Here is a 24,354-nt window from a genome sequence, read left to right as displayed (position 1 = left end):
CGGGCCGGCCCGCGGTCGTCCGGCGACCGACTCGTTGCACCCCGGCACCGCGGCGACGGTCGGTCGGAACCGCGCGGCCGGTCGGGAGGGCGTGGTCGGTCAGAACAGCGTGGCTTGGCCGACCGGCGTCGGCTCGGGCAGCGGTGCGAGGTCGGGCAGGCGGGCGCGGACCTGATCGTGGAAGCGGCGGGCCAGCTCGGGAGCGTCCGCATTGTCCGGCGTGTGCACGAAGACGGTGGGTGAGCGGCCCTCGCGCAGCCACCCGGTGACCACCTCCAGCCACGGCTGCCAGCCCTCGACGCTCGCGGCCGGGTCGTCGCGGCCCAGGTAGCGCACCACCGGCCGATCGGTCAGCGCCTCGGTGCGTCTCGGCAGGCGTGGCTTGCGCGTCCACGCCTCCCGCTCGGCGTCGCTGGTCGGCGGCGTGCGGAAGAACGCGGTGGTGTCGAACGGGACCCACTCAGCGCCGGCTCGGCGCAACGTGTGCTCGAGCGCCCGCGCCGCGCCGGCGTCGGTGAAGAAGGCGGGGTGGCGGACCTCGACCGCGTACCGGTGGGTGGCGGGCAGGGCGTGCAGGAACCGGTCGAGGTCGGGCACGTCACCCGGGCCGAACGAACCGGGCAGTTGCACCCACAGCGCGTCGGCGCGCGGGCCGAGGGGTTCCATCGCGTCCAGGAACGCCCGCAGCTCCGCCTCGCCGCCGGTGAGCCGTCGTTCGTGGGTGACCACCTTCGGCAGCTTCGCCAGGAACCGGAATTCGGGGTCGGTCTGCTCGGCCCAGGACGCCACGGTCTCCCGGGCCGGTGTCGCGTAGAAGGTGGTGTTGCCCTCGACCGCGTCGCACCGGCCGGCGTACGCCCGCAGTCGCTCGTGGCTCGGCAGCGAGTGCCCCGGCCAGGACCGGTGGGTCCACATGGCACACCCGACGTGCAGCCGCATCCGACCCCTTCCTCACCGTGCCGGGCGGGGCCGCCCGAATCGCGCCCACCGTATCCGACCCCGCCGTCCGGCCGCGGGGCGGATTGGGTCGGGTCCGTCTGGGGCAGGTGGGGGACCGGAGGTGTAGCTTGGCCTTGCCCCGGCGCAGCGCGTCGGCGCGGGACATCTTCCGGCCGGCGCCGCCCCGATGTCGGAGCCGACGAGGTACGGGTACAGCACTGTCGACGCCATGGCGGCGCCGATCGGCGCGCCCTTGCCGGGGTGCAGGTCCGGCCGGGCGGCGACGTGCGTCATGCCGTCGGGGGCGGCGACGTGGTGGCACTGGTCGATCGCGGCGGATTCGATCCAACTGCCGGGGGAGGAGAAGACGGAGACGGTGGCGGGCACGGGCGCTCGTTTCTTGCCAGGGATGCGGGAAGCGGCGGGAGTGCGGTCCGTCAGTACGTCATGCCCGACACCTTCCCGGACCCCGGCGCGCCCGGCAACCGACTTTCCGTCGACACCGGGCCACCAGATCCATAGACTCCGGTCGTTCTGGTACCACGAGTCCAGGGAGGACCCACGTGTCGAGCGAAACCCGACCGCACGCCGCCTTACCGCTGCTGGCCCGCCTCGCCGGGGTGACGGTGGCCGCCGCCGCGCTGGTCGCCGGCTCCGCCGTCGCCGCGACCGCGGCGCCGGACGCCGACCCCGCGCCGACCAAGGGACCGTGCGCGTACACGCCGACGCCGGACGAGCCGGCGGCCCGGCCGGTGCCGCTGCCCCCGGACCCGCGCCGCACGCCGGACCGGGGCACCGTGCGGGTCACGCTGCGCACCAACCAGGGGCCGATCGGGCTGATCCTGGACCGGGAGCAGGCGCCCTGCACGGTGCAGAGCTTCCTGCACCTGACCCGGCACCGGTTCTACGACCGGACGCCCTGCCACCGGCTCACCGCGTACCCGACGTTGACGGTGCTGCAGTGCGGCGACCCGTCGGGCACCGGCGAGGGCGGCCCGGGCTACCGCTACCGCGACGAGCTGCCCACCGACCTGCCGCCCGCGCCGACCGATCCGACCGGCGTGCGCCGCCTCTACGCCCGCGGCACGCTGGCCATGGCCAACGCCGGGCCGGACACCAACGGCAGCCAGTTCTTCCTGGTCCAGGCCGACTCGGCGCTGCGCCCCAATTACACGGTGTTTGGCCAGGTGGACGCGGCCGGGCTGGCCACGCTCGACCGGATCGCGGCCGGCGGCATCGCGCCGACGCCGGAGGATCCGGCGCCGGTCGACGGCGCGCCGGCGCAGCCGGTGCAGATCTGCCGGGCCAAGCGGGGCCACTGAGCATCGTGGCGAGGGGCGGCCCGCCATGGCGGGCCGCCCCTCGATCGTGCGTCGGTCAGGCGACCGAGGCGGGGAACCGCTCCCACACCCGGTGCGCCGCCATCAGCCGCTGCACCGACTCCAGCACCTCGGCGCCGGAGCCACCGGTGACCACGCCCGGCGAACCGGTCACCCCGGCCCGCTGGAGCACCTTGGCGCCGGCGCCCCACGCGCCGATCGCCTTGGCGTGCCGCCACGCCTCCTCGACCAGCAGCAGCACCCGGGGGTCGACGGCCGGGTCGCCCGCCGCGCCGGCCTTCGCGTCCCGGGCCGGCGACGCGTCCGGCGCGGGCGCCGGGGCCCCGGCGAGCAGGACGGCGTCGAACTCGACCGAACGGGCGGTCGCGAACGTGCGCTGCACCGGCAACCCACCGACCGTGCCGCCGTGCGCGGCGATCAGCAGCGGGACCATGCCGGCGGCGAACACCGCGCGCTGGACCTCGCCCACGTCGTCCAGGTCGCCGTCCGCGTCGACCACGATGCCGACCATCCGGCCGTCGGCCGGCCACTCCCGACCGACCTGGGACAGCGCCGGGCTGGGCTGCACCTCCGTCGGCGGCACGGTGGGCTCCGGCACGGGCAGGCCGAGGCCGGTGGCGACCTGCTCGCAGAGCACCGGGTCGATGTTGGCCAGGCAGCGGAGCTGCCGCTCCTTGATCGCCTGGTGGTAGCACTTGCCCAGCTCGAACGTGTAGGCCCGCACGATGTGCTCCTTCTCCACCGGCGACATGCTCGCCCAGAAGAGCCGGACCTGGCTGTAGTGGTCGTCGAACGAGGCCGGGGCGGCCCGGATCTTCGGGGCCTCGGCCACGGTGACCGGCACGTCGACGAAGGCGTGCTCCCGGTCCCCGGCGGGGAACGGGTTGCCGCCGTCGAGCGAGTTCGGCCGGTAGGGCGCCACCCCGGCGTGCACCGCGTGCTGGTGGAACCCGTCGCGCAGCATGTCGTTGACGTCCGCATGCGGCCGGTTGATCGGAATCTGGGTGAAGTTCGGCCCGCCCAGGCGGGTGAGCTGGGTGTCCACGTACGAGAAGAGCCGGCCCTGCATCAGCGGGTCGTTCGTGACGTCGATGCCCGGCGGCAGGTGACCGACGTGGAACGCCACCTGCTCGGTCTCGGCGAAGAAGTTGGTCGGCGTCCGGTTGAGCGTGAGCGTCCCGACCGGCTGCACCTCGGCCAGCTCCTCGGGCACGATCTTGGTCGGGTCGAGCAGGTCGATCCCGGCGAACGTCTCCTCCGGGGTGTCCGGGAAGACCTGGATGCCCAGCTCCCACTGCGGGAACGCGCCGGCCTCGATGGCGTCGTAGAGGTCGCGGCGGTGGAAGTCGGGGTCCATGCCGCCGATCAGTTGGGCCTCCTCCCAGTCCAGCGAGTGCACGCCGAGCTTCGGCTTCCAGTGGAACTTCACCAACACCGTCGCCCCGGCGTCGTCGACCAGGCGGAAGGTGTGCACGCCGAAGCCCTCCATGGTCCGGTAGGACCGCGGGATGCCTCGGTCGGACATGTTCCAGATGGTGTGGTGCTGCGCCTCGGTGTGCAGGGAGACGAAGTCCCAGAACGTGTCGTGCGCGCTCTGCGCCTGCGGGATCTCCCGGTCCGGGTGCGGCTTGCCGGCGTGGATCACGTCCGGGAACTTGATCGCGTCCTGGATGAAGAAGACCGGGATGTTGTTGCCGACCAGGTCGAACGTGCCCTCGTCGGTGTAGAACTTGGTGGCGAAGCCGCGGGTGTCGCGGACCGTGTCCGCCGACCCGCGCGAGCCGAGCACGGTGGAGAAGCGGACGAAGACCGGGGTTTCCCGGCCCTTCTTCAGGAACCCGGCCCGGGTGACCTGCTCGGCGGCGCCGTTGGCGACGAAGACGCCGTGCGCCCCGGCGCCACGGGCGTGTACCACCCGCTCCGGGATGCGCTCGTGGTCGAAGTGGGTGATCTTTTCGCGCAGGTGGTGGTCCTGCAACAGCACCGGGCCGCGCGGACCGGCCTTGAGCGAGTGGTCGGTGTCCCGCAGCCGCGCGCCGTTGGCGGTGGTCAGGTACGCCCCCTGCTGCCCCTTGGCGATCTTCGGCACGCCGGTCTCCGCGCCGGTCGGGGTGCGCGTGTCCGGCGCGCCCTGCTCGTCCTTGGGCGGCAGCGGGCCGTGCGGCGCGGTCGGCTCCTCGATCGGCGGCGCGCTGCCCGGCGCGCCGGGCACGTCCGGGGTCAGCGCCTCGCCGACCTTCTCGACGGCGGCGTCGACGACGCCCTTGACGACCTGGGCGGGCTTGCTGGAATCCATCAGGACCTGTCCTCACTGTGGCGAGATGACCCGGTCCTCAGCCCCTACCCCCGGTCGGGCCGGGCAAACAAGGACGAACCGCCGGCAACCGCAACGGCTGTCATCACCAGCCCGCCGGCCACCAGCCAGCGGCCGTCGAGCGTGCGCAACGGCGGCCCGCCGTCGGTCCGGGCGCCGTCGACGAGCAGCCGGGCGGTGAACCGGCCGCCCGGGTTGACGGTCACCTCGGCGTCCTCGAACCCGAGCCACCGCCCGGTCAACGGGTACCACGCCTTGTAGACGGACTCCTTGGCGCTGAACAGCAGGCGGCCCCAGTGCACGCCCGCGTCGCCGGCGCGCAGCCCGGCCAGATGCTCCGGCTCGCCGGCCGTGAGGACGATGCCGGAGACGTCGTCGGGCAGCGGCTCGTGCGGTTCGGCGTCGACGCCCAGCGAGGCCAACGCGGCGCCCGGGGCCACCGCCGCCGCCCGGTAGCCGGCGCAGTGGGTGATGCTGCCCACCACCCCCGCCGGCCAGAGCGGCTCCCGCCGAGGGCCGGAGCGGATCGGCGCGGGCGCGTACCCGAGCCGGGCCAGCGCCTCCCGGGCGCACCGCCGGGCGGTGACGAACTCGCGCCGACGGCTCGGCGCGGCGCGGGCGACCAGGTCCTCCTCCCCAGGGTACGGCGACTCGTCGGGCTCGTCGGCGAACGCCTCGACGGCCACCGCCGCGGCCGGTAGCAGCTCCTCGATCACCCGGTGCCGCCGAGGATCCGGCGCATCGGTCGGGGGGCTCCGCCGCGACGACCCCACTCACGCGGGTAGCCCAGCGACACCTCCTCGAACCGCACCCCGTCGTAGTGGGTGGTGCGGGGGATGTGCAGGTGGCCGTAGACCGCCACGGCGGCCCGGTGCCGCACGTGCCAGTCGGCGGTGCGGTCGGTGCCGCACCACTGCGCGAACTCCGGATACCAGAGCACGTCGGTGGGCTGCCGTACCAGGGGCCAGTGGTTGACCAGCACCGTCGGCAGCGTCGGGTCGGTCGCGTCCAGCCGTCGCCCGGTGGCGTCCAGCCGGGCCCGGCACCACGACTCCCGGTTCGGGTAGGGGTCCGGGTGCAGCAGCATCTCGTCGGTGCACACCACCCCGGAGGCGTACGCCGCGCGCAGCGACTCCTCCTTCGTCGTCGTGCCGGGTGCGCGGAAGGAGTAGTCGTAGAGCAGGAACAGCGGCGCCACGGTGACCGGGCCGCCCTCGCCGTGCCACACCGGATAGTCGTCCTCCGGGGTGAGCACGCCCAGCTCGCGGCACATCGCGACGAGCGCCTCGTAGCGCGCCACCCCGCGCAGCGTCACCGGGTCGGCGGGGTGGGTCCACAACTCGTGGTTGCCCGGCACCCAGACCACCCGGGCGAACCGGTCGCGCAGCAGGCGCAGCGTGCGTTCGATGTCGGCGAACGCCTCGCCGACGTCACCGGCGACGATCAGCCAGTCGTCCGCGCTCTCCGGCCGCAGGCCGTCCACCACCGTCCGGTTCTCCGCGTACGACACGTGGAGGTCACTGACCGCGTACAGCGCACCCGTCACCCGGCCGATCTTTCCAGTGGCGCCCCCGGAAGACCAGCGCGGGAGGTCAGAGCCGGTCGATCCGGTCGGCGACGCGGTCGACGGCGCGCAGCAACTCCCGGGCGATGCCCGGCTCGGCCGCCGAGTGGCCGGCGTCCGGCACGATCCGCAGCTCCGCCTCCGGCCACCGGCGGGCCAGGTCGTAGGCGGACGCCGGCGGGCAGCACAGATCGTAGCGGCCGTTGACGATCACGGCGGGCAGGTGGCGGATCCGGCCCACCCCGTCGAGCAACTCGCCCTCGGCGAGGAAACCGCCGTGCACCGCGTAGTGCGACAGGATCCGGGCGATCGGCAGCGCCCGCGGGTCGGCGGTGAAGTGGGCGAGCGCGTCCGGGTCGGGTCGCAGCGACGAGTTCACCGCCTCCCACCGGCCCCAGGCCCGCGCGCAGACGCGGGCCTCGTCGGCGTCCGGCCCGTGCAGCCGCCGGTGGTACGCGGCCAGCACGTCGCCGCGTTCGGCCGGCGGGATCGGAGCGACGAACCGGTCCCACTCCTCGGGCTGGAGGTGGCGCAGGCCGCCCTGGTAGAACCAGTCCCGCTCGCCGCGCCGCAGCAGCAGCACGCCGCGCAGCACCAGGCCGGTGACCCGGTCCGGGTGGGTCTGCGCGTACGCCAGGCCGAGGGTGACGCCCCACGACCCGCCGAACACCAGCCACGAGTCGATGCCCAGCCGCCGCCGGATCGTCTCCAGGTCGGCCACCAGGTGCCAGGTGGTGTTGGCGCGCACCTCGCCGAACGGGGTGCTGCGGCCGGCGCCACGCTGGTCGAACAGCACCGCGCGGTAACGCCGGGGGTCGAAGAACCGCCGCGCCGCCGGGACCAGCCCACCGCCCGGTCCGCCGTGCAGGAAGACCACGGGTACGCCGTCCGGCCGCCCCACCTCCTCCACGTGCAGGACGTGGCCGTCGCCGACCGGGATCCGGTGGGTGGCGTAGGGCTCGACGGGCGGGTGGAGGCGGGCTCCGGTCATGCCCGCTGGTCGTCCCCCGCCGGGTCGGCGTGACGCGGGCCGGTCAGCAGGCGACGTTGCCGCCGAGGTTGTCGAGCAGCGCGTCGGCGACCCAGCCGGAGACGCCGGTGGTGGTGTCCTTGAGGTAGGTCCAGGTGTAGGTGGTGTGGCCGTTCGCGCTGACCCGGTCGCCGCTGGCGAAGCAGTGGAAGTCGACGTTGTGGGAGAGCTGACCGTAGCCGAGCGACCCGCAGGTGGTGTGCGGACCGGTGCGGATGTTGACGTTCGTGGCGTTGAACAGCCGGCCGAACTTGCCGTCCACGTTGTGGTGGTAGTGGCTGCAACTCGCGCTTGCCGGCGCGGCCCCGCCCACCACCGCGACGCCCGCCGTGGCGACGGTAAGCGCGATCGTCGCACCGATCGAGGAAGCTCTGCGCATGCCCATCAACCCCCGGAGCCGTGCCTGCAAATTGATCCACATATTTGCATATGACAAAGAGTGCTGGCAAGGTCGCCGGTCGTCGCGGATTCCCCCGTGCCCCGGGCCCGGTCAGGCCGGGGCACGCACGCCCGGCTCCGGCCCGGTGTTCTCCTCCTCGGGCACCGGTCGAGGCGCCGGTGTGCGCACCGCGAACGCGTCGAAGCTCGGCCCGTCCAGCCGTTCGATGAACGGCTCCGCGGTCGGCCGGTCCGCCTCGACCTGCTCGGTGCCCACCTGCTCGGCCTCGACCTGTTCCCCCTCGACCCGCTCGGCGTCCGGCCGCCCGTTCCCCGGCCGTCCGGCCTCCTGCTCGGCCGCCGCCGGCCCGAGCAGGCGCGCTGCCACCTGCGGGTACTCGGCGGTCTCGCCGCCGCCGGCAGCCGCCGCCATCACCGCCGCCGCGGCCAGGTCGGCGACCCGCTTGGCCTCCCGCTGCACCCGGGCCCGGGTCTCCTTGGCGTGCTGCTCGGCCAGGTCCGCCGCGCGTCGGGCCTCGTCCAGCCGCTTGGTCTCGGTGGCCAGGTCCCGACGTACGCCCACCAGCCGCTCCTCCAGCTCGGCGCCCGCCCGCTCGATCGTGGTGATCTCGCCACGGGTATCCGCCAACTGCTGGCCGACGGTCTCCAGCTCGGCCTTGAGCTGGGTCAGCGCCTCCTGCCGCTGCTGAATCTCCCGCTGGAGGGCGGCGAGCTGCTCCTGGTGCGAGGCGTTCTCCTCGTCGGCCCGCTCGCGCACCTCGGTGGCGTACTGCTGGGCCTCGGCGACCAGCGCGGCGATGTCCCGCTCGGCGGCCACCGCCCGGTCGGCCAGCTCCTGCTCCGCCGCGGCCCGCCGCTCGTCCAGCTCCCGGGCCATCGTGGCCTGCCACTGGGCCAGCTCCTGCTGGGCCTTGCTGCGGTTGGCCTGCACCTCCTGCTGGATCTGGGTGCGCGCGGCCTTCACCAGCGCCTCGGACGCGGACCGGGCCTGCTCGACCTGCTGCGTGCTCTGCTCGGCGAGCCGCTTCGCCTCCTGCTGAGCCCGGTCGTGCACGGCCTGGCCCTCGGCACGCAGCTTCTCCGCGAGCTCCCGCACGGCGGCCAGCTCCGCCTGCGCCGCAGTCCGCCGCTCCTCGTCCGCCCGCTCCTGCTCGGCCCGGCGGGTGGACAGATCCTCCTCCAGGTCGCGTCGTTCCCGGGCGGCCTGCTCCTGCGCCGCGACAAGCACCTTCTCCGCCTGGGCCTGGAAGTCGTCGGCGCGTTTGGTGGCCATCTCGGTGATCTGCCCGGCCTGCTTCTCGGCCAGGTCGAGGATCTGGTCGACCATCGGACCGAGGTCCCGGAAGGACGCCCGGTCCACCGCCGTCGGGCGCTCGCGCAGCTCGCCCGCCTCCGCCTGCGCCCGCTGCACCTGCGCGGTCAACTCGCGGACCTGGCCGTAGGCCCGGTCGCGCGCGGCGGTCAGCGCGCTGACCTCGCCGTCCATCTGCTCGACGTAGCGGTCCACCTGACGTTTGTCGTAGCCACGCAGCGCCGGGTCGAAGCGCGGTCGCGCGGACACGTCGTCGTGGGGTGCGAACGGTTCCTCACCGTTGGACATGCGCCATCCTCCATCGGTTCGCCAGCGCCGGGCCGCGGGGCACGATGAGGCGCAACGGTACCGTGTCCGCGCGCGCCGTCGAGCCCGCCCCGCCCGCGGCCCGCCGGTCGGTCACCGGCTCAGACCGGGAAGTGCGCATTCCCCGCCGTCAGTCGGATGGTGAAACCGTCCGGGTCCCGGTGGTGGGTGACGTGATCGCAACTCTGGTGGCTGATCCACAGCCCCAGGCCACCCTCGGTCCCGTCGCCCGCCGGCAGCAGCCCGGCGTACGGGTCCTTCGGGCCCGGACCGTGGTCGTGGACGGCCACCACGATCCGGTCCGGCGCGCACCACAGCCGCATCCGCACCGGCGGCGTCCCGTGCCGCAGCGCGTTGCACACCACCTCGCTGACGGCCATCACCAGGTCGTCGACACCGTCCGGCGGAAGCAGGCCGGAATCCGCGGCGCGGACCGCCGCCCGGGCCCGCGCCGGCGTCGGGTCGACCAGTTCGACCACCGGCACGCCGTGCTGGAGCGGGTCGAGCGGGGCCGGCCGACACTCGGCCAGATAGCTCGCCGGCTCGGTGTAGACCCCGGTCGGCTGGTGCGAGCCGTCCGGCCCGGCGATCCGGGGATGGGTCCGGGCCACGTCGGCCAGCACGTGCGGCGGCGTGACCCGCCGGTCGTAGGCGCACATGCTCCACAGCGGGAACTCGTCGTAGGCGTGGTTTATCGCCGACTCGTAGCGCGCCCACCAGTCCCAGGTCGCGCCGAACACCACGGGCGGCAGCTCGCCGACGATCCGGATCTGCGTCGCACCCGAGGCCACATGCCCGGCCAGCAGCTCCCGGTAGGCGCGGATCGCGGCGGTGGGGCGGGCGTACACGTCGCCGCCGGGCAGGAAGGTGACCCCGGCGCCGGCGGGCAACGCCCGGCGCACCAGGTCGGCGTTGCGCCCACCGAAACCCACCACGGTCGGCTCACCCGCCTCGACGCCGCCGAGCAGGAACGGCAGCACCACGGCCAGCAGGTGGTCGTCGGAGTCGTAGAGGATCGCCTCGTGGAAGTAGCCCACGTGGCCGGCCGCCGCGCCGGTCCTCATCGAACCACCTCCACCCGGATGTCGGTCAGCCCCAGCAACTCGACCAGCCGGGCCGGGGCCGGGCGTCGGGTGCGCAGCACCGCGACCGCGCCGTGGCGGCGGGCGTGCTCGCGTAGGCGCAGCAGGGCGCGGTGGTCGACGAAACGCAGACCGGTCGCGTCGAACACCAGCCGCCCCGCGACCGGACGCGGGTCGGCCCGCTCCAGCGCGGCGGCGAACAGTCGCTCGTCGGTCGGGTCCAGCTCGCCCGCGAGCGCCGCCGCCGCGCCGTCGCCGCCGGCGTGCAGCCGGAACGACACCCCGGCGTTGGTCTCCGGGTGCAGGCAGGCCAGCTCGGCGATCGCCGCGTCGCCGAGCTCCCGGCGGTCGTAGGCGCAGACCGCCGACATCGGCCGGCGTCGCATCCAGTGGTCGATGCGGTGCTCGTAGCGGGCGAACGCCTCCCGCTGGGCCGGGGTGCGGACCAGGCTGGTCGCCTCGGCCACCACCCGCAGGCCGGCGTATCCGGCGGTCAACGCCGCGCCGGTGGCGTGCACGTAGGCGCGGACCTGCTGCTCCGGGTCGATGATCTCGTCCCGCCGGTAGGCGTCGTCGACCCGCAACAGCCGCACCGCGCCGCGCCGCCACGCCTCGGTGAACCCGGGCACCGCGGCCAGCCGGCGGGCCGCGGCGTCCCGCTCCTGCGGGCCGACCAACCAGACCTGCTCGCCGGCCGCGAGGCCGACGCCGACCTGTTCGACCGTCCGGGCGTGCAGCGCGGCCGGGTCGTCGTAGACGAAGCAGGCATGGCCGTAGCCCGGGTGCGTCGCGTTCCCGCCGGTCACCGCCTTCGCCTCATCGGGCCATTCTATGCTCAGCCGAGCTGGAGACCGCGCCAGGCGGTGGCCTCCAGCGGCGGGTCACCCAGCTCGAACTCGGCCCAGTTGTTCCAGTACGCGATCGCGTCCACGTCGTTCTGCTCGCGCAGCCAGGTCACGTGACTCCGGATCGTCTGGGCCCGGCCCGCGCCGGTGGGGTCGGCGGTGGTCCGACGCAGCCCGTACTCGGGCACCAGCAACCGGATCCCCGGATAGGCGGCCCGCACCCTGCCGAAGGCCACCCCGAACATCCGGGTGGCCGGCCAGTAGGTCGCGGTGTCCCGCGAGTAACAGTCCACCCCGTAGTGCGTCATGCCCGGATAGCCCCAGTCGGTCGGGTTGCCGCCGCCCTCGTCCAGCCAGTAGCGGGTGACGATCGGGCCGTGCCCGAGCACCCACCGCCGGTTGCGGTGCCCGGCCACGATCTGGCTCACCCGGCCGGCGGTCGCCCGGTAGGCCGCCGGGGCCACGTCGCCCATCGGCTCGTGGTACCAGGTCAGGTAGACCGGCCGGCTCACCCCGTCGAGCCAGCCGGCCAACTGCTCGACGTCGTCCTTCCAGGAGACGTGCATCACGGCCGACGGCGCGTCGACGAACTTGCCGGCGTTCGGCGAGGGCAGTTCGGGCAGCGAATCCGCGTCCGGTCCGTCCGTGCCGAAGTCGCGCATGTAGCGGATGCCCGGATAGTCGGCGACCACCCGCTGGGTCCGCGCCCCCTTCTCGGCGCTCATCCCGACCAGCAGCGGCACCGTCAGGGTGGTGCTGCCCGTGCCGGTGCGGCCGGCGCCGTCACGCGCCGTGGCGGTCAGCGTGACAGTGCCCCGACCGGCCAGCACGGTGACCGTGAAGCGGGTCGGATCGGACCCGTCCGGCGTGACGGTCACGCCTGGCGACGTGCTGCCGAGCTGGATGCTCAGCGGCACGCTCAGGTCCACCCGCACCGGGCCGTCCCAGGCCGCCCCGGCGGGGTCGCTGACCCGGCCGGAGAAGGTCAGCAGTCGCGAGTCGGGATGGTAGGCGTCGACCCGGACGGTGGTCGACTGCCCGGGTAGCAGGACGGTCTGCTCGGCGGTGACGGAACGGATCACGGGTGCGGCCATGACGGTCTCCTTCGGCGTGCTCGTTGGCGCTCCGGCCGCACGTCCTCGGGTGGCCAGAATGGCTCTGACCTGCACTTTCCCCAGCTTGCCTCGGTTCGGTGCGGATCGCCACAGGCGACCGCAGATGGCGCGAAACCCGGCGGTGCCGCAACCGCCCCGGACGGCCAGGTTTGCCGGGCCCGCCTGGCGGTACTGCCCCGGGGGACGAGGACCCGAGACGGTGGGGAGTGAGACACCCGTGGACGTGAACGATCTGCTGACCGAGGCGTACGGGCGGTTGCCGGACCTGGTCGCCGGCGCGCTCGACGGGCTCGACCCGGAGCAGTTGCGGCAGTCCCCGGCCGACGGGGCGAACCCGGTGGGCTGGCTGGTCTGGCACCTGACCCGGATCCAGGACCACCACGTCGCCGACCTGCTCGGCGCCGAGCAGCTCTGGGTCACCGGCGACTGGGCGGGGCGGTGCGGCCTGCGTCCCGAACCCGACGACACCGGCTACGGGCACGGCCCCGAGCAGATCGCCGCGGTGCGACCGGAGGACGGCGGCGTGCTGCTCGACTACCACCGGGCCGTGGTCGAGCGCAGCCTGGGATACCTGCGCGGGCTGGGCCCGACCGACCTGGACCGGGTGGTGGACGACAACTGGGATCCGCCGGTCACCCTCGGCGTACGGCTGGTCAGCGTGCTCGACGACGACCTGCAGCACGTCGGGCAGGCCGCGTACGTGCGCGGGCTCATCCGCCGGGACTGACCGCCGCCCGGGCGCGGCGCAGCGCGGCCTGCCCGAGCAGATGACCGCACTGCGCCTCGGGGGAGGTGCCCGGGCCGGCGAAGTCCGGCGCGCCGCTGACGCCGGTGACCCGCCCGTACCGGTCCACCCGCCGGCCGGCGGCGGCCAGCAACTCCGCCCCGGTGCCCAGCCACGACGGCGGCAGCCAGCCGTCGGCCACCCCGGTCAGCGCCGCGTAGCCGAACAGTTGGGCGGTGTTCGCCTCGGTGAACGTGCCCGGGTCGTCGAGCACGTCGGGGAAGAGACCGTCGTCGGTGCGGTGGCGCAGGCAGGCCGTCAGCACCTCCTCGGCGTGCCCGGCCAGCTCGGCACGCACCCCCGCCGGCCATCCCGGCGCCAGGCGCAGCGCCCGGGCGATCCCGGCGACCACCCAGCCGTTGCCGGTGCCCCACGGCTGCGGCCGGTCCAGCTCACCGCGGTCCTCGTCCCACCGGGCCGCGTACAGCCCGGTGCCCGGGTCGTGCAGCCGACGCCGGTGCCCGGTGACCTGGGCGGCGGCCAACTCCGTCCGGCCGGTCGACGCGAGCAGCGGGACCACCATGTAGACCGTGTCGGCCCACACCTGGTGGCCGTCGAGCAGGTGGAACAGGGTGCCGTCGGCGGCCCGGGGCGCCCGGCGCGTCAACCAGTCGAGCTGCGCGGCCAACGCGGCGGCGTACCTCGGCTCCCCGGTGCTTGTCGCCGCGTGCCGGACCACCTCTCCGCAGGCGGCGCCGTTGACCGCGGCGAGCGAGCCGGGCAACTCGCCGAGCCGGCCGTCCGGCCGTTGCCAGGTCACCGCCGCGTCCGCGACAAGCGTCGCGGCCTCCGGCCGGCCGAGGTCGAGCAGCGCCTGCCCGAGGAGGCCCTGCTCCCACGACTGGCGTTGCATGGTCAGCAGCGCCAGCAGCACCCGGTCGGTGGTGGCGTCCCCGGTCGTCGACATGCCCGCCCGGGTACCCGGTACGCCGGGCCCCCTCACCCGAATCGGGTGAGTTGGTCTCGCCCGGCCGGCGGGAACGCTGCGGCACGGGCGACGCCGCACCCGCCGGGCGGCGGCCACCTGTGCAACGAGGGAGGCACCGATGAGCACCTCAGCCGCGGAGCACCTGGCCCGGGCGGTGGCCGGCCGGCACCCCGAGCTGCCGGAGACCACCTCCGGCACGGTCCGCCTGGACCTGCGAGAGGGCGGCCGGACCGAGCACTGGTATCTGACCATCGACCGGCAGGACGTCCGGGTGCAGCGCTGCGCCGAGGACGCGGAACTGGTGGTCCGCGCCGACCGGGACGTGTTCGACCGGATCGCCGCCGGACGCCTGCACGTGGCCGCGGCGTTGCTGCGCAACGACCTCTCCGGGCAGGGCGACCTGCGGCTGCTGATGACGCTGCGCCGGCTCTTCCCCGGGCCGCCGGACGCGCGGCACCCCCGGGACGTGGCCGGCTCCCGGCCGGTGGCCCGATGAAACAGGAACTGGTCTCCGTCCTCGCCGGCAACACCTTCGCCATGGGCGACGCGCAGGGCGACATGGAGGCGCACCCGTGCGCCCCGATCGGCCTGTTCTCCTTCGACACCCGGTTCCTGTCCCACTGGGTGCTCACCGTCGACGGCGAACGGTTGCAGTCGCTGTCCCGGGACGACCTGACCTACTTCGAGACCCGCTTCGTGCTGGTGCCCGGCGCCGCCAGCCACTACGTGGACGCCGACGTCTCGGTGATCCGGTACCGCTCGCTCGGCGAGGCGTTCCACGAGCAGCTCACGGTGCTGAACCACGCCGCCGAACCCGCCGAGTTCACCGTGCGGATCGAGATCGCCAGCGACTTCGCCGACACCGCCGAGATCGGCCGTCCCAGCGCCCGCCGGCCGGTGGCCACCGCCGACCCGCAGCACCGCGAGCTGCGGATCCGACACCGGCGCGGGCGGTTCACCCGGGAGACGCGCGTGTGCAGCACCGCCCCGGCCGACGTCGACCAGCGCGGGATGACCTTCCGCATCCGGGTCGAGCCGAACGGCGCCTGGCGGACCGACCTGCACGTGCGCATGATCATCCAGGGCGCCGCCGAACGCGACCTGCGGGCCGACATCGAGCCCCACCGCCAGCGGGTGCGACGGAACATGACCGACGACCTCGCCACCTGGTTCGACCAGGCGCCGGAACTGGTCACCGACCGCAAACCCCTGGCGGCGGCGTACCGGCAGGCTCTGGTCGACCTGGCCGCGCTGCGCTACACCCCGCTGGCGGGCACCGAGCGGGTGCCGGTCGGCGGGCTGCCCTGGGCGATGGCCTTCTATGGCCGGGACGCGCTGGTCACCTGCCTGGAGACGCTGCCGTTCGCCCCCGGGCTGACCGCGGCGACGCTGCGGATGCTCGCCACGCTGCAGGGCGGTCAGCTCGACGACGACCGCGACGAGGAACCCGGCAAGATCCTCGCCGAGCTGCGGTACGGCGAGGCGGCGGCGTTCGGCGAGCAGCCCACCGCGCTCTACTACGGCGCGGCCGACACCACCCCGCTCTTCGTGGTCCTGCTCGACGAGTACGAACGCTGGACCGGCGACGCCGACCTGGTCCGGGAGTTGCGCCACCCGGCCCGGATGGCGCTGGACTGGCTGACCGGATACGGCGACCTGTACGGCGACGGCTACCTGCGTTACCAGTCACGCAACCCGGTCAACGGGGCGGCCAACCAGACCTGGCGCAACTCGCCCGAGGCGATCGTCGACCGGCACGGCGTCGTGCCGCCCCACCCGCGCGCCACCTGCGAACTTCAGGGGTACGCGTACGACGCGCGCGTCCGCGGCGCCCGGCTGGCCCGCGAGTTCTGGGACGACCCGGAGTACGCCGAGCGGCTGGAGGCCGACGCGGCACGCCTGCGGGAGCGGTTCAACCAGGACTTCTGGCTGCCGCATCGGGGCTACTACGCGCTCGCCGTCACCCCCGACGGTGAGCCGGTCGACGCGCTCACCTCCGGCCTCGGGCACCTGCTGTTCAGCGGCATCGTCGAGCCGGAGCGGGCCGACCCGCTGGCCGCCCACCTCTGCGGACCGGACCCTCTTCAGCGGTTGGGGGGTGCGCACCTACGCCGACCGGCAACGGCCGTACAACCCGGTCGGCGCGCACCTCGGCGCGGTCTGGCCGTCGGACAACGCGATCGTCGCCGCCGGCCTGCGCCGCTACGGCTACGACGACGAGGCCGCCCGGATCGCCACCGGCGTGCTCGCCGTCGCGGAGACGCTCGGCGGTTCGGTCCCGGAGGTGGTCGCCGGCTACCCGCGCCAGGTCACGAAGTATCCGGTGCGACTGCCGGCGGCCGGCCGGCCGCAGTCGTGGGCCTCCGGCGGCCTGCTGATGCTGCTCGCGACCCTGCTGGGGCTGCGTCCGTGCGCGGGCAACCTGCTGGTGGATCCCGCGATCCCCGCCGGCTACGGCCGGATCGAGCTGCTCGACGTGCCGGGCCGGTGGGGGCGGACCGACGCGTACGGCCGGGACCGCGACGGTGGCCGGCGGATGCGGATCGGCCAGGCCGAGGGCGTCCGGCGCACCGTCTGACCGGGCCCGCTCACCCGGAGGCGCTGGGTTCCCGGGTGCTCGCCTCCATCGTCGGCACCGCCGGCGTGGCCCGTGACGCCCGGGCGAGCAGCCGGTCGACGCCCACGAACAGCAGGCCCAGCAGCCAGAACACGGCGGCGAACCCGAGTGCGCTGATCCCGACGCCGTCGTAGCCGAGCTGCCCGGCGTCGAGAAACGGGTAGGGGTAGCGGTGCACGACGAGCCCGCGCACCAGCGCGAAGGCGAGGTAGGCCAGCGGGAACGCCAACCACCAGGCGGCGTAGCGGGGGCGTAGCCGGCCGCGCCGGTCGAACAGCGCCCAGTCGGCGACGGCGAGCAGCGGCACCACCGTGTGCAGGAGCTGGTTGCCCCACCACTCGCCCGGTTCGCGGTGCGGCTGGGCCATCGCGAACGGGCTGGCCGGGTTGGCCAGCACCAGATGGTAGACCGTGCCGGTGATGGTGATGTAGAGGGTCACCGCACCCTTGAGCACGCTCGGTGGTTCCGGCCGGTCCCGGAACGCGCACCAGGCGGCGTAACCGGCTGCGACGCCGACCGCCACGTTGCTCTGGATGGTGAAGTAGGGCAGCAGGCCGGTCACCGTGGCCGGGCCGAGCGCGGTGAGCACGATGCCGGCCACCACGCCGAGCACCACGGCCAGGCGGAGGAGGATCGCCGGTCGGCGACGCCGGGGGGTCATCGGCGCAAGTTACCAGCCGGTCGGCGGCCGGCCCGGCTCGGGAACGCCGCCCGTCGCCGGCCGGGCCGGACCGGAGCCGCGACCGGCCGGCGATCGCGGAGCACCGGGGGTGGCGCCGCCGGGCGTCTGGGCGGCGCCGGACGCGGGGGCGGCGGTGCCGGACGGCGGCCCGCCGGTGCCCGGGGTGGGGACGCCCGGGTTCGGCGGCCCGCCGGGCGGGCCGGTCGAACGGTCGGTCGGACCCGCCCCCGACGGCGGTCCGGCCCCCGGTGTCCCGGCTCCCGGCGGGCCGGTGCGGTCGAGCAGCCCGGCGCAGTAGTCGGGCACCCGATCCGGGCCGCCGGCGGCGGCGACCAGGCCGGCGAAGGCCGGCGCGTCCAGCGCGCGGCCCCGCTCGACCTCGCCGACGGCCCGGTAGGCGGTGCAGAGCCCGGCCGCCGACGACAGGTCGGGCAGCCCGGCGGTCGGGCCGGTGGCCGGACGGGTCGGCTGGCCCGTGGACGCCGACCGGGTCGTGGCCGGGACGGTAGCGATGATGCGGTCCGGCACCGGCGCGGAGTTCCGGCCGGTCCCGGGCAGGTTGCCGGTCGCGGCGGCCAGCGCCACGCCACCGCTGAGCGTCGCGGCCAGGGCGGCGACGGCGAGCTTGGCGCCGAGCAGCGTGGCGAACCGGCGGGCGGGGCGGTCGCCCGAGTCGTCGCCGACGCGGGTGGGCGGCCGGCGGGCGGGACCGCGCGCAGGTTGCCGGCCGGCGACGCGGGCGCTCCGCCCGGCGGGCACCGAAGCCCGGGCCGCCCGGAACTCCGCGACGGCGGTCGCCTCGCCGTCGAGTTCCCCGGACCGGGGACCCACGCGCACCGCGTCGAGGCATCGGAGCAACGCCCCCGGGGCGCCGGAGGCGTCGAGGGGGGAGCCGTCGAGCAGGCGTTCGACGGTTTCCTGGTCCAGGCGGGGTGCGTCCATCTCGTGACCTCAGCGCCGTCACCTGCTCCGGCGTCACACACCGGAGCATCTTCGCCCGTGCAGACCTGTGACGGCGGAGCGGGGCTCGGGTTGCCGGGTGGTGCGGTTCGCGGTGAACTGAATGACATGGGTGTCATCAAGGTGGGCACGTCCTCGTGGGCCGACCAGATGCTGGTCCGCTCCGGCTGGTACCCGCGCGCGGCCAACACCCCGGCCGGCCGGCTGGGCTGGTACGCCGAGCACTTCGGACTGGTCGAGGTGGACACCTCGTACTACGCGGTGCCGGCGGTGGAGACCACGACGGCCTGGGCGGACGCCACCCCGCCCGGGTTCACCTTCGACGTCAAGGCGTTCCGGTTGTTCACCGGCCACCACACCCCGGTCGAGGCGCTGCCGAAGGACCTGCGGCCGGCGGCCGGGCCGAGCCGGATCCGGTGGCGCGACCTGCCCGCCGGGGCGTACGACGAGATGTGGGACCGGTTCCACGCGGCGCTGGCGCCGCTCGCGGCGGCCGACCGGCTCGGCGCGGTGCTGTTGCAGTTCCCGCCCTGGCTGGCCCGCGGCGACGCGGCCCGGCGGCGGATCCTGGCCGCCGCCGCGCGGTGCCGGCCCCACCCGGTCACCGTCGAGCTGCGACACTCCTCCTGGTTCGCCGAGGACGCGGTGGTCGACACCGTGACGTTCCTGCGCGAGCACGGGCTCGGCTACGGCTGCGTGGACATGCCGCAGGGGCACGTCTCCTCGGTGCCGCCGATCCTGGTCGCCACCACCGACCTGGCCGTGGTCCGGTTCCACGGCCACAGCGAGGCGTGGGAGAGCGGCGACAAGCGGGAGCGGTTCCGCTACGCCTACGGCGACCGGGAGCTGCGGCACTGGTCGGTGCTGCTGCGCGAGCTGGCCGACGGGTGCGCCGAGCTGCACGTGCTGATGAACAACTGCTGCGGCGACCAGGCCCAGCGCGACGCCGCCCGCCTCGCCGCCCTGCTCGGCGTGGTGCCCGCCGCGGCGCCTGCCTGAGGTTTTCCCGCCGGCCCCGCGGGTACCGCCCGGGCACGACGGCGAGGGGGGGAAGACGTGGACGAGCGACGGGACGCGACGGCCCCGGAGGACCGGGATTTCCGGGCCACCCGGGAGGCCGAGGAGGCGCACGGCGGCAGCATGGCCCCGGGCGTGGTGGACGACACCGGGCATCCGGTGTCCGGCCCGCCGGTGCCGGCGAACGAGCAGGCCGCGCCGGGCCGCCCGGGGGAGGACGGCACCGGCTCCTGAGGCGGGCGGGGGCGCCCGAGCGGGCACCGCGCGGCCGGCGATCCACATCGATGTGGATCGCCGGCCGCGCGGTGGCTCAGCGGCCGGCGCCGACGAGGTGGCGCTTGGCCGCGCCCATGGCGGCCACCTTGCCGACCGTCTTCGGCGCGGACATCAGCCCCCCGGCGCGGTCCAGCATCCCGCGGAACACCTGGTTCGGCTTCTGCTGTTCACCCATGTACGCCGTCACCACGACCAGCGCCCCGGTCAGCGCCGGGATCGCCCACTGGAGCATCTTCATCTGCCGCTGACTGGCGGCGACGTTCGCCGGCGTGTGGTGGTGGGGCTCGGTGGTGCCCTCGACGGGCGACCCGCCCGCCTTCTCCAGCCGCATGCCGACGAGCTTGCTGTAGCCGGTCACCGCCAGCGCGCCGACGGTCAGCACGGTCTTGACCGCGCTCGCCTTGCCGACGCCGGCCTGCCGGGCCATCCGCGGGCTCTCGGTGACCAGCTCGCCGACCGCGCCGGCCAGGTGCGCGCCGATCGCCGCCGCGTTCACCGGGGTCCACCGGGCCCAGCCGGCCGACGCCACCGGCAGCCGTTGGGTCGTGTCGTCGATTCTTGCCGCCGCGCCGTTGACGCCGAGCGCCCCCATCAGTGAGCCGCCGAACCAGGCCGCCAGGCCCAGGTCGTGCATCGAGCGCAACGCGGTGTGCCGTTCGGACATCTGATCCCCCTCCGCCGTGTTCGGGCGGTGCGGCATACCCGTCCTCGGCGCGCTCACGCCCCCGAAACGCGCGACGGCAGCGAATCCGCGAACGCGGCCACCCGGGCGGCCAGCGGCACGCCGGCGCGGACCCAGGTGAAGTGGTCCAACGCGCCGCCGGCCTCGGCGGCGGTGTAGCGGTGCCGGGTCACCGGCGCGGCGGCCAGCTTGCCGCAGAGGTGGTCCAGCGTCTCGTGCGGCGTGTACTGGTCGTCGTCGACGCTGACCGCGAGCACCGGCGTCCGGATCCGCCGCACGGCAGCCTCCGTGTCGACCCCGTCGAGCGCCGGGAACCGCCCGGTGCGGGCGGTGTGCGCCCAGTCGCGGATCACGCCGCGGGCCTGCCGGCCGCCGAAGCCCCAGCCGGGCCAGACGCCGAGCAGCCGGGCCACCGCCGCGATGCCCTGGGTGTACGGCAGCACACCCCAGCCGCGCCGCCCCGGATAGCGCCGCCACCAGGGCAGGCCCACGGCCACCAGCGCCAGCCCGTCCACCCGGCCGGCGTCGTGCAGCGCCTGGTGCAGCACCGCGACCTGGCCGCCGAGGGAGTGCCCGAGCAGCACCCGGACGCGCCCGTCCAGCCGGGGCTTGAGCGCGTCCAGCACCGCGCCCACGTCGGCGGCCAGTTCGGCGTAGCCGTACCGGCAGGCGCGGGCCGGCGCGGGGCTGCTCTCCCCGGTGCCGCGCAGGTCCGCCACGATCACCGCGAGCCCGGCATCGCGCAGCGCGGCGGCGAACGGCCGGTAGTAGCGGGCGCGGACGCCCATGGCCGGCCAGATCAGCACCACCGGCGCACCGGGCGGTCCGTCCGGTTCCGGGTGGATCTGCACGCCGATCCGCGCGCCGTCGACGTCCACGTACTCCTGCGCGTACTCACCACTCACCGGCCCAGCGTAGCTACCGGCGGGTAGCAAGCGGTGACCGGACCCGCTGCTCCGGCGCCGGCCGGGTGGCCGCCGCCACCCGGTCCACCGCGGCCAGCACGGCCGGCACGTCCAGCGCGGCCAGCGCCGGGTGCGGACCGTCACCGGCGGGCGCCGGCAGCGGCCCGGCCCAGAGCGCCTCGTGCCACGGCCGGCCCGGCGGCGGCCCCCACCACGCCGGCGGCACCGGCCCGAACAGCAACACCGACGCGGTGGCGTAGGCGGTGGCCAGGTGCCCGATCCCGGTGTCGCCGCACAGCACCAGCCGGGCGTGCGCGACAAGCGTGGCCAGTTCACCCACGTCGGTCCGCCCGGCCAGCACCGCGTCCGCCGGCAGGCCGGCCGCGCCGGCCACCGCCAGGGCGAGGTCCCGCTCGTCCGGGCCGCCGGTGACCACCACCCGGTGTCCCCGCCCGGCCAGCTCCCGGGCCACCGCCGCGAACCGGGGCACCGGCCAGCGGCGTGCCGCCGCCTTCGCCCCCGGGTGCACGATCGTGACGCCGACCGGCAGCGCGCCCGGATCGGGGCGGCGCAGCCCCAGGTCGGCGCGGTCCGCCGGGATGCCGTACCAGGCCAGCATCCGGCACCAGCGGTCCACCTCGTGCTCCTCGGCCCGCCACGGCGGCCCGTCCGGCGCCCCGGCCGCGGGGTTCGCGAACGCCAGCAGCCGGCCCGGCCGCAACGCGGTCAACATCCGGTGCGACTGCGGGCCCCGGCCGTGCAGGTTCACCGCCAGCTCCGGCGGCGGGCCGGACCACCGGAGGTGACCCAGCCCGTCCGCGTGGACCTGCCGGTCCACGCCGCCGACCAGATCGACGAGCGGGCCCAGCCAGCGCGGCGCGACAAGCGCCAGCTCCACACCGGGGTACGCGGCGCGCAGCGCGCGCAGCGCCGGCACCCCGGCCGCGAGGTCACCGACGCCGAGCGCCCGCAGCACGAGGATCACGGGTACGACGACTCCTGCTCGGCGCAGACCACCAGCTCCCGCACGGCGCAGCCGGGCGGCTGGGAGAGCGCGAACATGACCGCCCCGGCGGTGTCGGCCGGGTCGTTGAGGATCGCGTCCGGGCCCGGCTTGTACCGCTCGTCGCGCTCGTCGAAGAACGCGGTCCGCATCCCACCCGGGACCAGCAACGTCACGCCGACCCGGCCGGCCAGCTCCGCCGCGAGCGCCCGGGTGAACCCGACCACCCCGAACTTCGCCGCGCAGTAGGCGGTCGCGTCGCTGACCGCCTTCACGCCCAGCGTCGACGACACCGTCACCACCGTCCCGTGCGACCGCTCCAGCTCCGGCAGGGCGGCCCGGACCACCGCGGCGGTGCCGAGCAGGTTGACCGCGACGATCCGGTCCCAGGTGGCGCCGTCCACGTCGGCCAGCCGGCCGGGCACGTCCATGCCGGCCGCGGTCACCACGCCGGCCAGGCCGCCGGCCTGTTCGGCGAGCCGGCGGGTCGCCGCCTCGGCGGCGCGGGTGTCCGCCAGGTCGCACTCCGCCCAGGGCACCCCGTCGGCCGGCGCGCGGCGGTCCAGCACGTACGGCCGGCCACCGGCCTTGGCCACCGCGGCCACCACCGCCGCGCCGAGCCCGCTCGACCCGCCGGTGACGAGGACGGCCCGGTCGGTCAGATCCCTGGTCATACGACTCCCTCCAGGAGGTGTCGGCCGCGTTGGCTCGCGGCCGAGATGATGCCGGTGGTCGACCGGCCGGCCAGATACGGGACGGTGACCACCCGTCCGCCCCACCGGCGGACCACGTCCGCCTCGGGCAACTCCACCTCGCCGTAGTCGCCGCCCTTGACCCAGACGTCCGGGCGCAGCCGCGCCAGCACCTGGTGCGGGGTGGACTCGTCGAAGACCGTCACGGCGTCGACGCAGTCCAGCGCGGCCAGCAGCCGGGCCCGGTCGTCGGCCGGGTTGACCGGACGCTCCGGCCCCTTAAGGGCCCGGACGCTGCGGTCGGAGTTGAGGCAGACGATCAGGCAGTCACCGAGGCGACGGGCCGCCTGCAGGGTGGCCAGGTGCCCGGCGTGTAGGATGTCGAAGCAGCCGCCGGTGGCGACCACGGTGCCGCCGCGGGCGCGCACGGTCGCCGCCAGCTCGTCGGCGGTACGCGCCGAGAGCGGCGGGGCGGCCGACTCCGGGTTCCGGTGCAGCCCCGCCGCACCGCCGGCCGCCACGTACGCCGAGGCCGCCTCGACCGCGGCCCGGACCGCGTCCGCCACCGACGCCCCGTCCCCCAGCGCCAGCGCCGCGGCGGCGGCGAACCGGTCACCGGCGCCGCAGGTGTCCTCGACATGGTCCGGGACGGCCGGCGGCGGCAGCACCAGCGGGGCGCCGCCGGCCCGGCAGAGGATCGCGCCGTCGGGGCCCGTGGTCACCGCGACCGCGTCGACCCGCCACCGGCGGCGCAGCTCACCGGCGGCGCGGCTGGTCGCGTCGAGCGCCGCGCCGCCGAGCGCGTCACCGGTGAGCCGGCGCAGCTCGTCGAGGTTGGGGGTGGCCAACCGGGTTCCCGGCACCGCGGCCGGGCCGCGCGGGTGCGGGTCCCAGACGACCGGGGCGCTCGCGTCGGCCAGCGCGGCACGCAGCGTGGGCTGACGCAGCAACCCCCGGCCGTAGTCGCTGGCCAGGATCGCCCGGGCCCGGCCCAGCAGCTCCCGCACCGCCTCCGGCGGCTCCCCCGCAAGCCGGGGCTCGCCGCCCCGGTCGAGCCGCAGCAGTGTCTGCCCGCCGGTTCGCAACCGGATCTTCTCCGCGGTGGCGCCGGGCAGGCGCATCGGATAGACGGCCACCCCCGCCCCGGCCAGCAGTTCGGCCAGGCGGGCCCCGCCGGCGTCGTCGGCGAGCGCGGTGACCAGCGCGACCTCGTCGTGCTGCGCGACCGCGAGCAGGGCGGCCAGGCCGGCGCCACCGGGGCGGTCGGTCGCGGTGCGCTCGTCGAGCACCGGCACCGGGGCGTCCGGGCAGAGCCGGCTGACCGTGCCCGTGACGTCACGGTCCAGCAGCGCGTCGCCGACCACCACCAGCGGACCGCTCCTGTTCGGCGCGCTCACGGGTACCGACCTTTCGTTCGCGACTGCGGGGCTCCGCTTCGCTGCGCTCCTCGCGCTCACGGGTGCCAGCCTTTCGTTCGCGACTGCGGGGCTCCGCTTCGCTGCGCTCCTCGCGCTCACGGGTGCCAGCCTTTCGTTCGCGACTGCGGGGCTCCGCTTCGCTGC

General features: G+C 75.4%; 24 protein-coding genes and 1 pseudogene. 6 read left to right on the top strand and 19 right to left on the bottom strand.

The window, feature by feature from the left end; genetic code table 11:
• Positions 1-99: 99 nt before the first annotated feature.
• Together AB0H28_RS22770 and AB0H28_RS22765 are read right to left on the bottom strand one after the other, a co-directional pair.
• Positions 100-915: a DUF72 domain-containing protein gene (locus AB0H28_RS22770; RefSeq protein WP_358043788.1), complete on the bottom strand. Its 816-nt coding sequence runs from the start codon at positions 913-915 to the stop codon at positions 100-102.
• A 36-nt stretch (positions 916-951) separates the two neighbouring features.
• Positions 952-1,350, bottom strand: coding sequence for an RtcB family protein (locus tag AB0H28_RS22765; protein ID WP_358043785.1), 399 nt, complete (start codon positions 1,348-1,350; stop codon positions 952-954).
• 152 nt (positions 1,351-1,502) lie between these two features.
• Here AB0H28_RS22765 and AB0H28_RS22760 point away from each other — a divergent pair, with 152 nt between their 5' ends.
• The gene (locus tag AB0H28_RS22760; RefSeq protein ID WP_358043533.1) at positions 1,503-2,261 is read left to right on the top strand and encodes a peptidylprolyl isomerase; all 759 of its coding nucleotides are present in this window, start codon (positions 1,503-1,505) and stop codon (positions 2,259-2,261) included.
• Positions 2,262-2,316: 55 nt separating this feature from the next.
• On the opposite strand, the gene AB0H28_RS22755 is transcribed toward AB0H28_RS22760, so the two are convergent.
• The 9 genes from AB0H28_RS22755 to AB0H28_RS22715 form a co-directional block, all read right to left on the bottom strand.
• Complete coding sequence (locus tag AB0H28_RS22755; RefSeq protein ID WP_358043530.1) at positions 2,317-4,575, bottom strand: catalase; 2,259 nt, start codon at positions 4,573-4,575, stop codon at positions 2,317-2,319.
• 44 nt (positions 4,576-4,619) lie between these two features.
• Positions 4,620-5,309 carry a 4'-phosphopantetheinyl transferase superfamily protein gene (locus AB0H28_RS22750; protein WP_358043527.1) on the bottom strand — a complete coding sequence of 230 codons (690 nt, stop codon included), beginning with the start codon at positions 5,307-5,309 and terminating at the stop codon, positions 4,620-4,622.
• On the bottom strand, positions 5,306-6,139 hold the full coding sequence (locus AB0H28_RS22745; protein WP_358043524.1) for a metallophosphoesterase: 834 nt from the start codon (positions 6,137-6,139) through the stop codon (positions 5,306-5,308). The genes AB0H28_RS22750 and AB0H28_RS22745 overlap by 4 nt, the downstream gene beginning before the upstream one ends.
• A gap of 46 nt (positions 6,140-6,185) precedes the next feature.
• Complete coding sequence (gene pip, locus AB0H28_RS22740; protein ID WP_358043521.1) at positions 6,186-7,148, bottom strand: prolyl aminopeptidase; 963 nt, start codon at positions 7,146-7,148, stop codon at positions 6,186-6,188.
• 43 nt (positions 7,149-7,191) lie between these two features.
• Positions 7,192-7,566: a hypothetical protein gene (locus tag AB0H28_RS22735; RefSeq protein WP_358043519.1), complete on the bottom strand. Its 375-nt coding sequence runs from the start codon at positions 7,564-7,566 to the stop codon at positions 7,192-7,194.
• 111 nt (positions 7,567-7,677) lie between these two features.
• Positions 7,678-9,186, bottom strand: a complete 1,509-nt coding sequence (locus tag AB0H28_RS22730) for a hypothetical protein (RefSeq protein WP_358043516.1) — start codon at positions 9,184-9,186, stop codon at positions 7,678-7,680.
• 119 nt (positions 9,187-9,305) lie between these two features.
• Positions 9,306-10,268, bottom strand: a complete 963-nt coding sequence (locus AB0H28_RS22725; RefSeq protein WP_358043513.1) for a sensor histidine kinase — start codon at positions 10,266-10,268, stop codon at positions 9,306-9,308.
• The gene (locus AB0H28_RS22720) at positions 10,265-11,092 is read right to left on the bottom strand and encodes an MEDS domain-containing protein (RefSeq protein ID WP_358043510.1); all 828 of its coding nucleotides are present in this window, start codon (positions 11,090-11,092) and stop codon (positions 10,265-10,267) included. The genes AB0H28_RS22725 and AB0H28_RS22720 overlap by 4 nt, the downstream gene beginning before the upstream one ends.
• A 29-nt stretch (positions 11,093-11,121) precedes the next feature.
• Positions 11,122-12,225, bottom strand: coding sequence for a hypothetical protein (locus tag AB0H28_RS22715; RefSeq protein WP_358043508.1), 1,104 nt, complete (start codon positions 12,223-12,225; stop codon positions 11,122-11,124).
• Between the two features lie 238 nt (positions 12,226-12,463).
• Here AB0H28_RS22715 and AB0H28_RS22710 point away from each other — a divergent pair, with 238 nt between their 5' ends.
• Complete coding sequence (locus AB0H28_RS22710; RefSeq protein WP_358043505.1) at positions 12,464-12,973, top strand: DinB family protein; 510 nt, start codon at positions 12,464-12,466, stop codon at positions 12,971-12,973.
• On the opposite strand, the gene AB0H28_RS22705 is transcribed toward AB0H28_RS22710, so the two are convergent.
• Positions 12,957-13,937 carry a glycoside hydrolase family 88 protein gene (locus AB0H28_RS22705; RefSeq protein ID WP_358043502.1) on the bottom strand — a complete coding sequence of 327 codons (981 nt, stop codon included), beginning with the start codon at positions 13,935-13,937 and terminating at the stop codon, positions 12,957-12,959. The two genes, AB0H28_RS22710 and AB0H28_RS22705, sit on opposite strands and share 17 nt — an antisense overlap.
• 139 nt (positions 13,938-14,076) lie before the next feature.
• On the opposite strand from AB0H28_RS22705, the gene AB0H28_RS22700 reads away from it, so the two are divergent.
• Together AB0H28_RS22700 and AB0H28_RS22695 are read left to right on the top strand one after the other, a co-directional pair.
• Positions 14,077-14,454 carry an SCP2 sterol-binding domain-containing protein gene (locus AB0H28_RS22700; RefSeq protein WP_358043499.1) on the top strand — a complete coding sequence of 126 codons (378 nt, stop codon included), beginning with the start codon at positions 14,077-14,079 and terminating at the stop codon, positions 14,452-14,454.
• Positions 14,451-16,536 (top strand): annotated as a pseudogene (locus tag AB0H28_RS22695) (glycogen debranching N-terminal domain-containing protein). Before AB0H28_RS22700 ends, AB0H28_RS22695 begins: the two are co-directional and overlap by 4 nt.
• Before the next feature lie 10 nt (positions 16,537-16,546).
• Here AB0H28_RS22695 and AB0H28_RS22690 read toward each other — a convergent pair.
• The gene (locus AB0H28_RS22690; RefSeq protein ID WP_358043496.1) at positions 16,547-17,236 is read right to left on the bottom strand and encodes a Pr6Pr family membrane protein; all 690 of its coding nucleotides are present in this window, start codon (positions 17,234-17,236) and stop codon (positions 16,547-16,549) included.
• Between the two features lie 9 nt (positions 17,237-17,245).
• Positions 17,246-18,199 (bottom strand): hypothetical protein, encoded by a 954-nt coding sequence (locus AB0H28_RS22685; protein WP_358043493.1) that lies wholly within the window; start codon positions 18,197-18,199, stop codon positions 17,246-17,248.
• A gap of 126 nt (positions 18,200-18,325) precedes the next feature.
• Between AB0H28_RS22685 and AB0H28_RS22680 the strand changes: the two genes are divergently transcribed.
• Complete coding sequence (locus AB0H28_RS22680; RefSeq protein WP_358043491.1) at positions 18,326-19,216, top strand: DUF72 domain-containing protein; 891 nt, start codon at positions 18,326-18,328, stop codon at positions 19,214-19,216.
• A gap of 57 nt (positions 19,217-19,273) precedes the next feature.
• A complete protein-coding gene (locus AB0H28_RS22675; RefSeq protein ID WP_358043488.1) occupies positions 19,274-19,468 on the top strand; it encodes a GTPase activator in 195 nt (64 codons plus the stop codon).
• Positions 19,469-19,544: 76 nt separating this feature from the next.
• Here the strand turns inward: AB0H28_RS22675 and AB0H28_RS22670 are convergent, their stop codons facing one another.
• The 5 genes from AB0H28_RS22670 to rfaE2 are packed head-to-tail and all read right to left on the bottom strand — an operon-like array spanning position 19,545 to position 24,189.
• Positions 19,545-20,174: a hypothetical protein gene (locus AB0H28_RS22670; protein WP_358043485.1), complete on the bottom strand. Its 630-nt coding sequence runs from the start codon at positions 20,172-20,174 to the stop codon at positions 19,545-19,547.
• Between the two features lie 53 nt (positions 20,175-20,227).
• Entirely contained in the window at positions 20,228-21,097 is an 870-nt protein-coding gene (locus AB0H28_RS22665) for an alpha/beta fold hydrolase (protein WP_358043482.1), read from the bottom strand.
• Between the two features lie 13 nt (positions 21,098-21,110).
• Complete coding sequence (locus AB0H28_RS22660; protein WP_358043479.1) at positions 21,111-22,082, bottom strand: glycosyltransferase family 9 protein; 972 nt, start codon at positions 22,080-22,082, stop codon at positions 21,111-21,113.
• Positions 22,079-22,774: an SDR family oxidoreductase gene (locus AB0H28_RS22655; protein WP_358043476.1), complete on the bottom strand. Its 696-nt coding sequence runs from the start codon at positions 22,772-22,774 to the stop codon at positions 22,079-22,081. The genes AB0H28_RS22660 and AB0H28_RS22655 overlap by 4 nt, the downstream gene beginning before the upstream one ends.
• Positions 22,771-24,189 carry a D-glycero-beta-D-manno-heptose 1-phosphate adenylyltransferase gene (gene rfaE2, locus AB0H28_RS22650; RefSeq protein WP_358043473.1) on the bottom strand — a complete coding sequence of 473 codons (1,419 nt, stop codon included), beginning with the start codon at positions 24,187-24,189 and terminating at the stop codon, positions 22,771-22,773. Before rfaE2 ends, AB0H28_RS22655 begins: the two co-directional genes overlap by 4 nt.
• Positions 24,190-24,354: the final 165 nt, after the last annotated feature.

This window comes from Micromonospora sp. NPDC050980, from assembly GCF_040653835.1.
Classification (GTDB): Bacteria; Actinomycetota; Actinomycetes; order Mycobacteriales; family Micromonosporaceae; genus Micromonospora.
The sequence above is the reverse complement of the archived record's forward strand: the minus strand, read 5'-3'. Positions and strand labels throughout refer to the sequence as shown.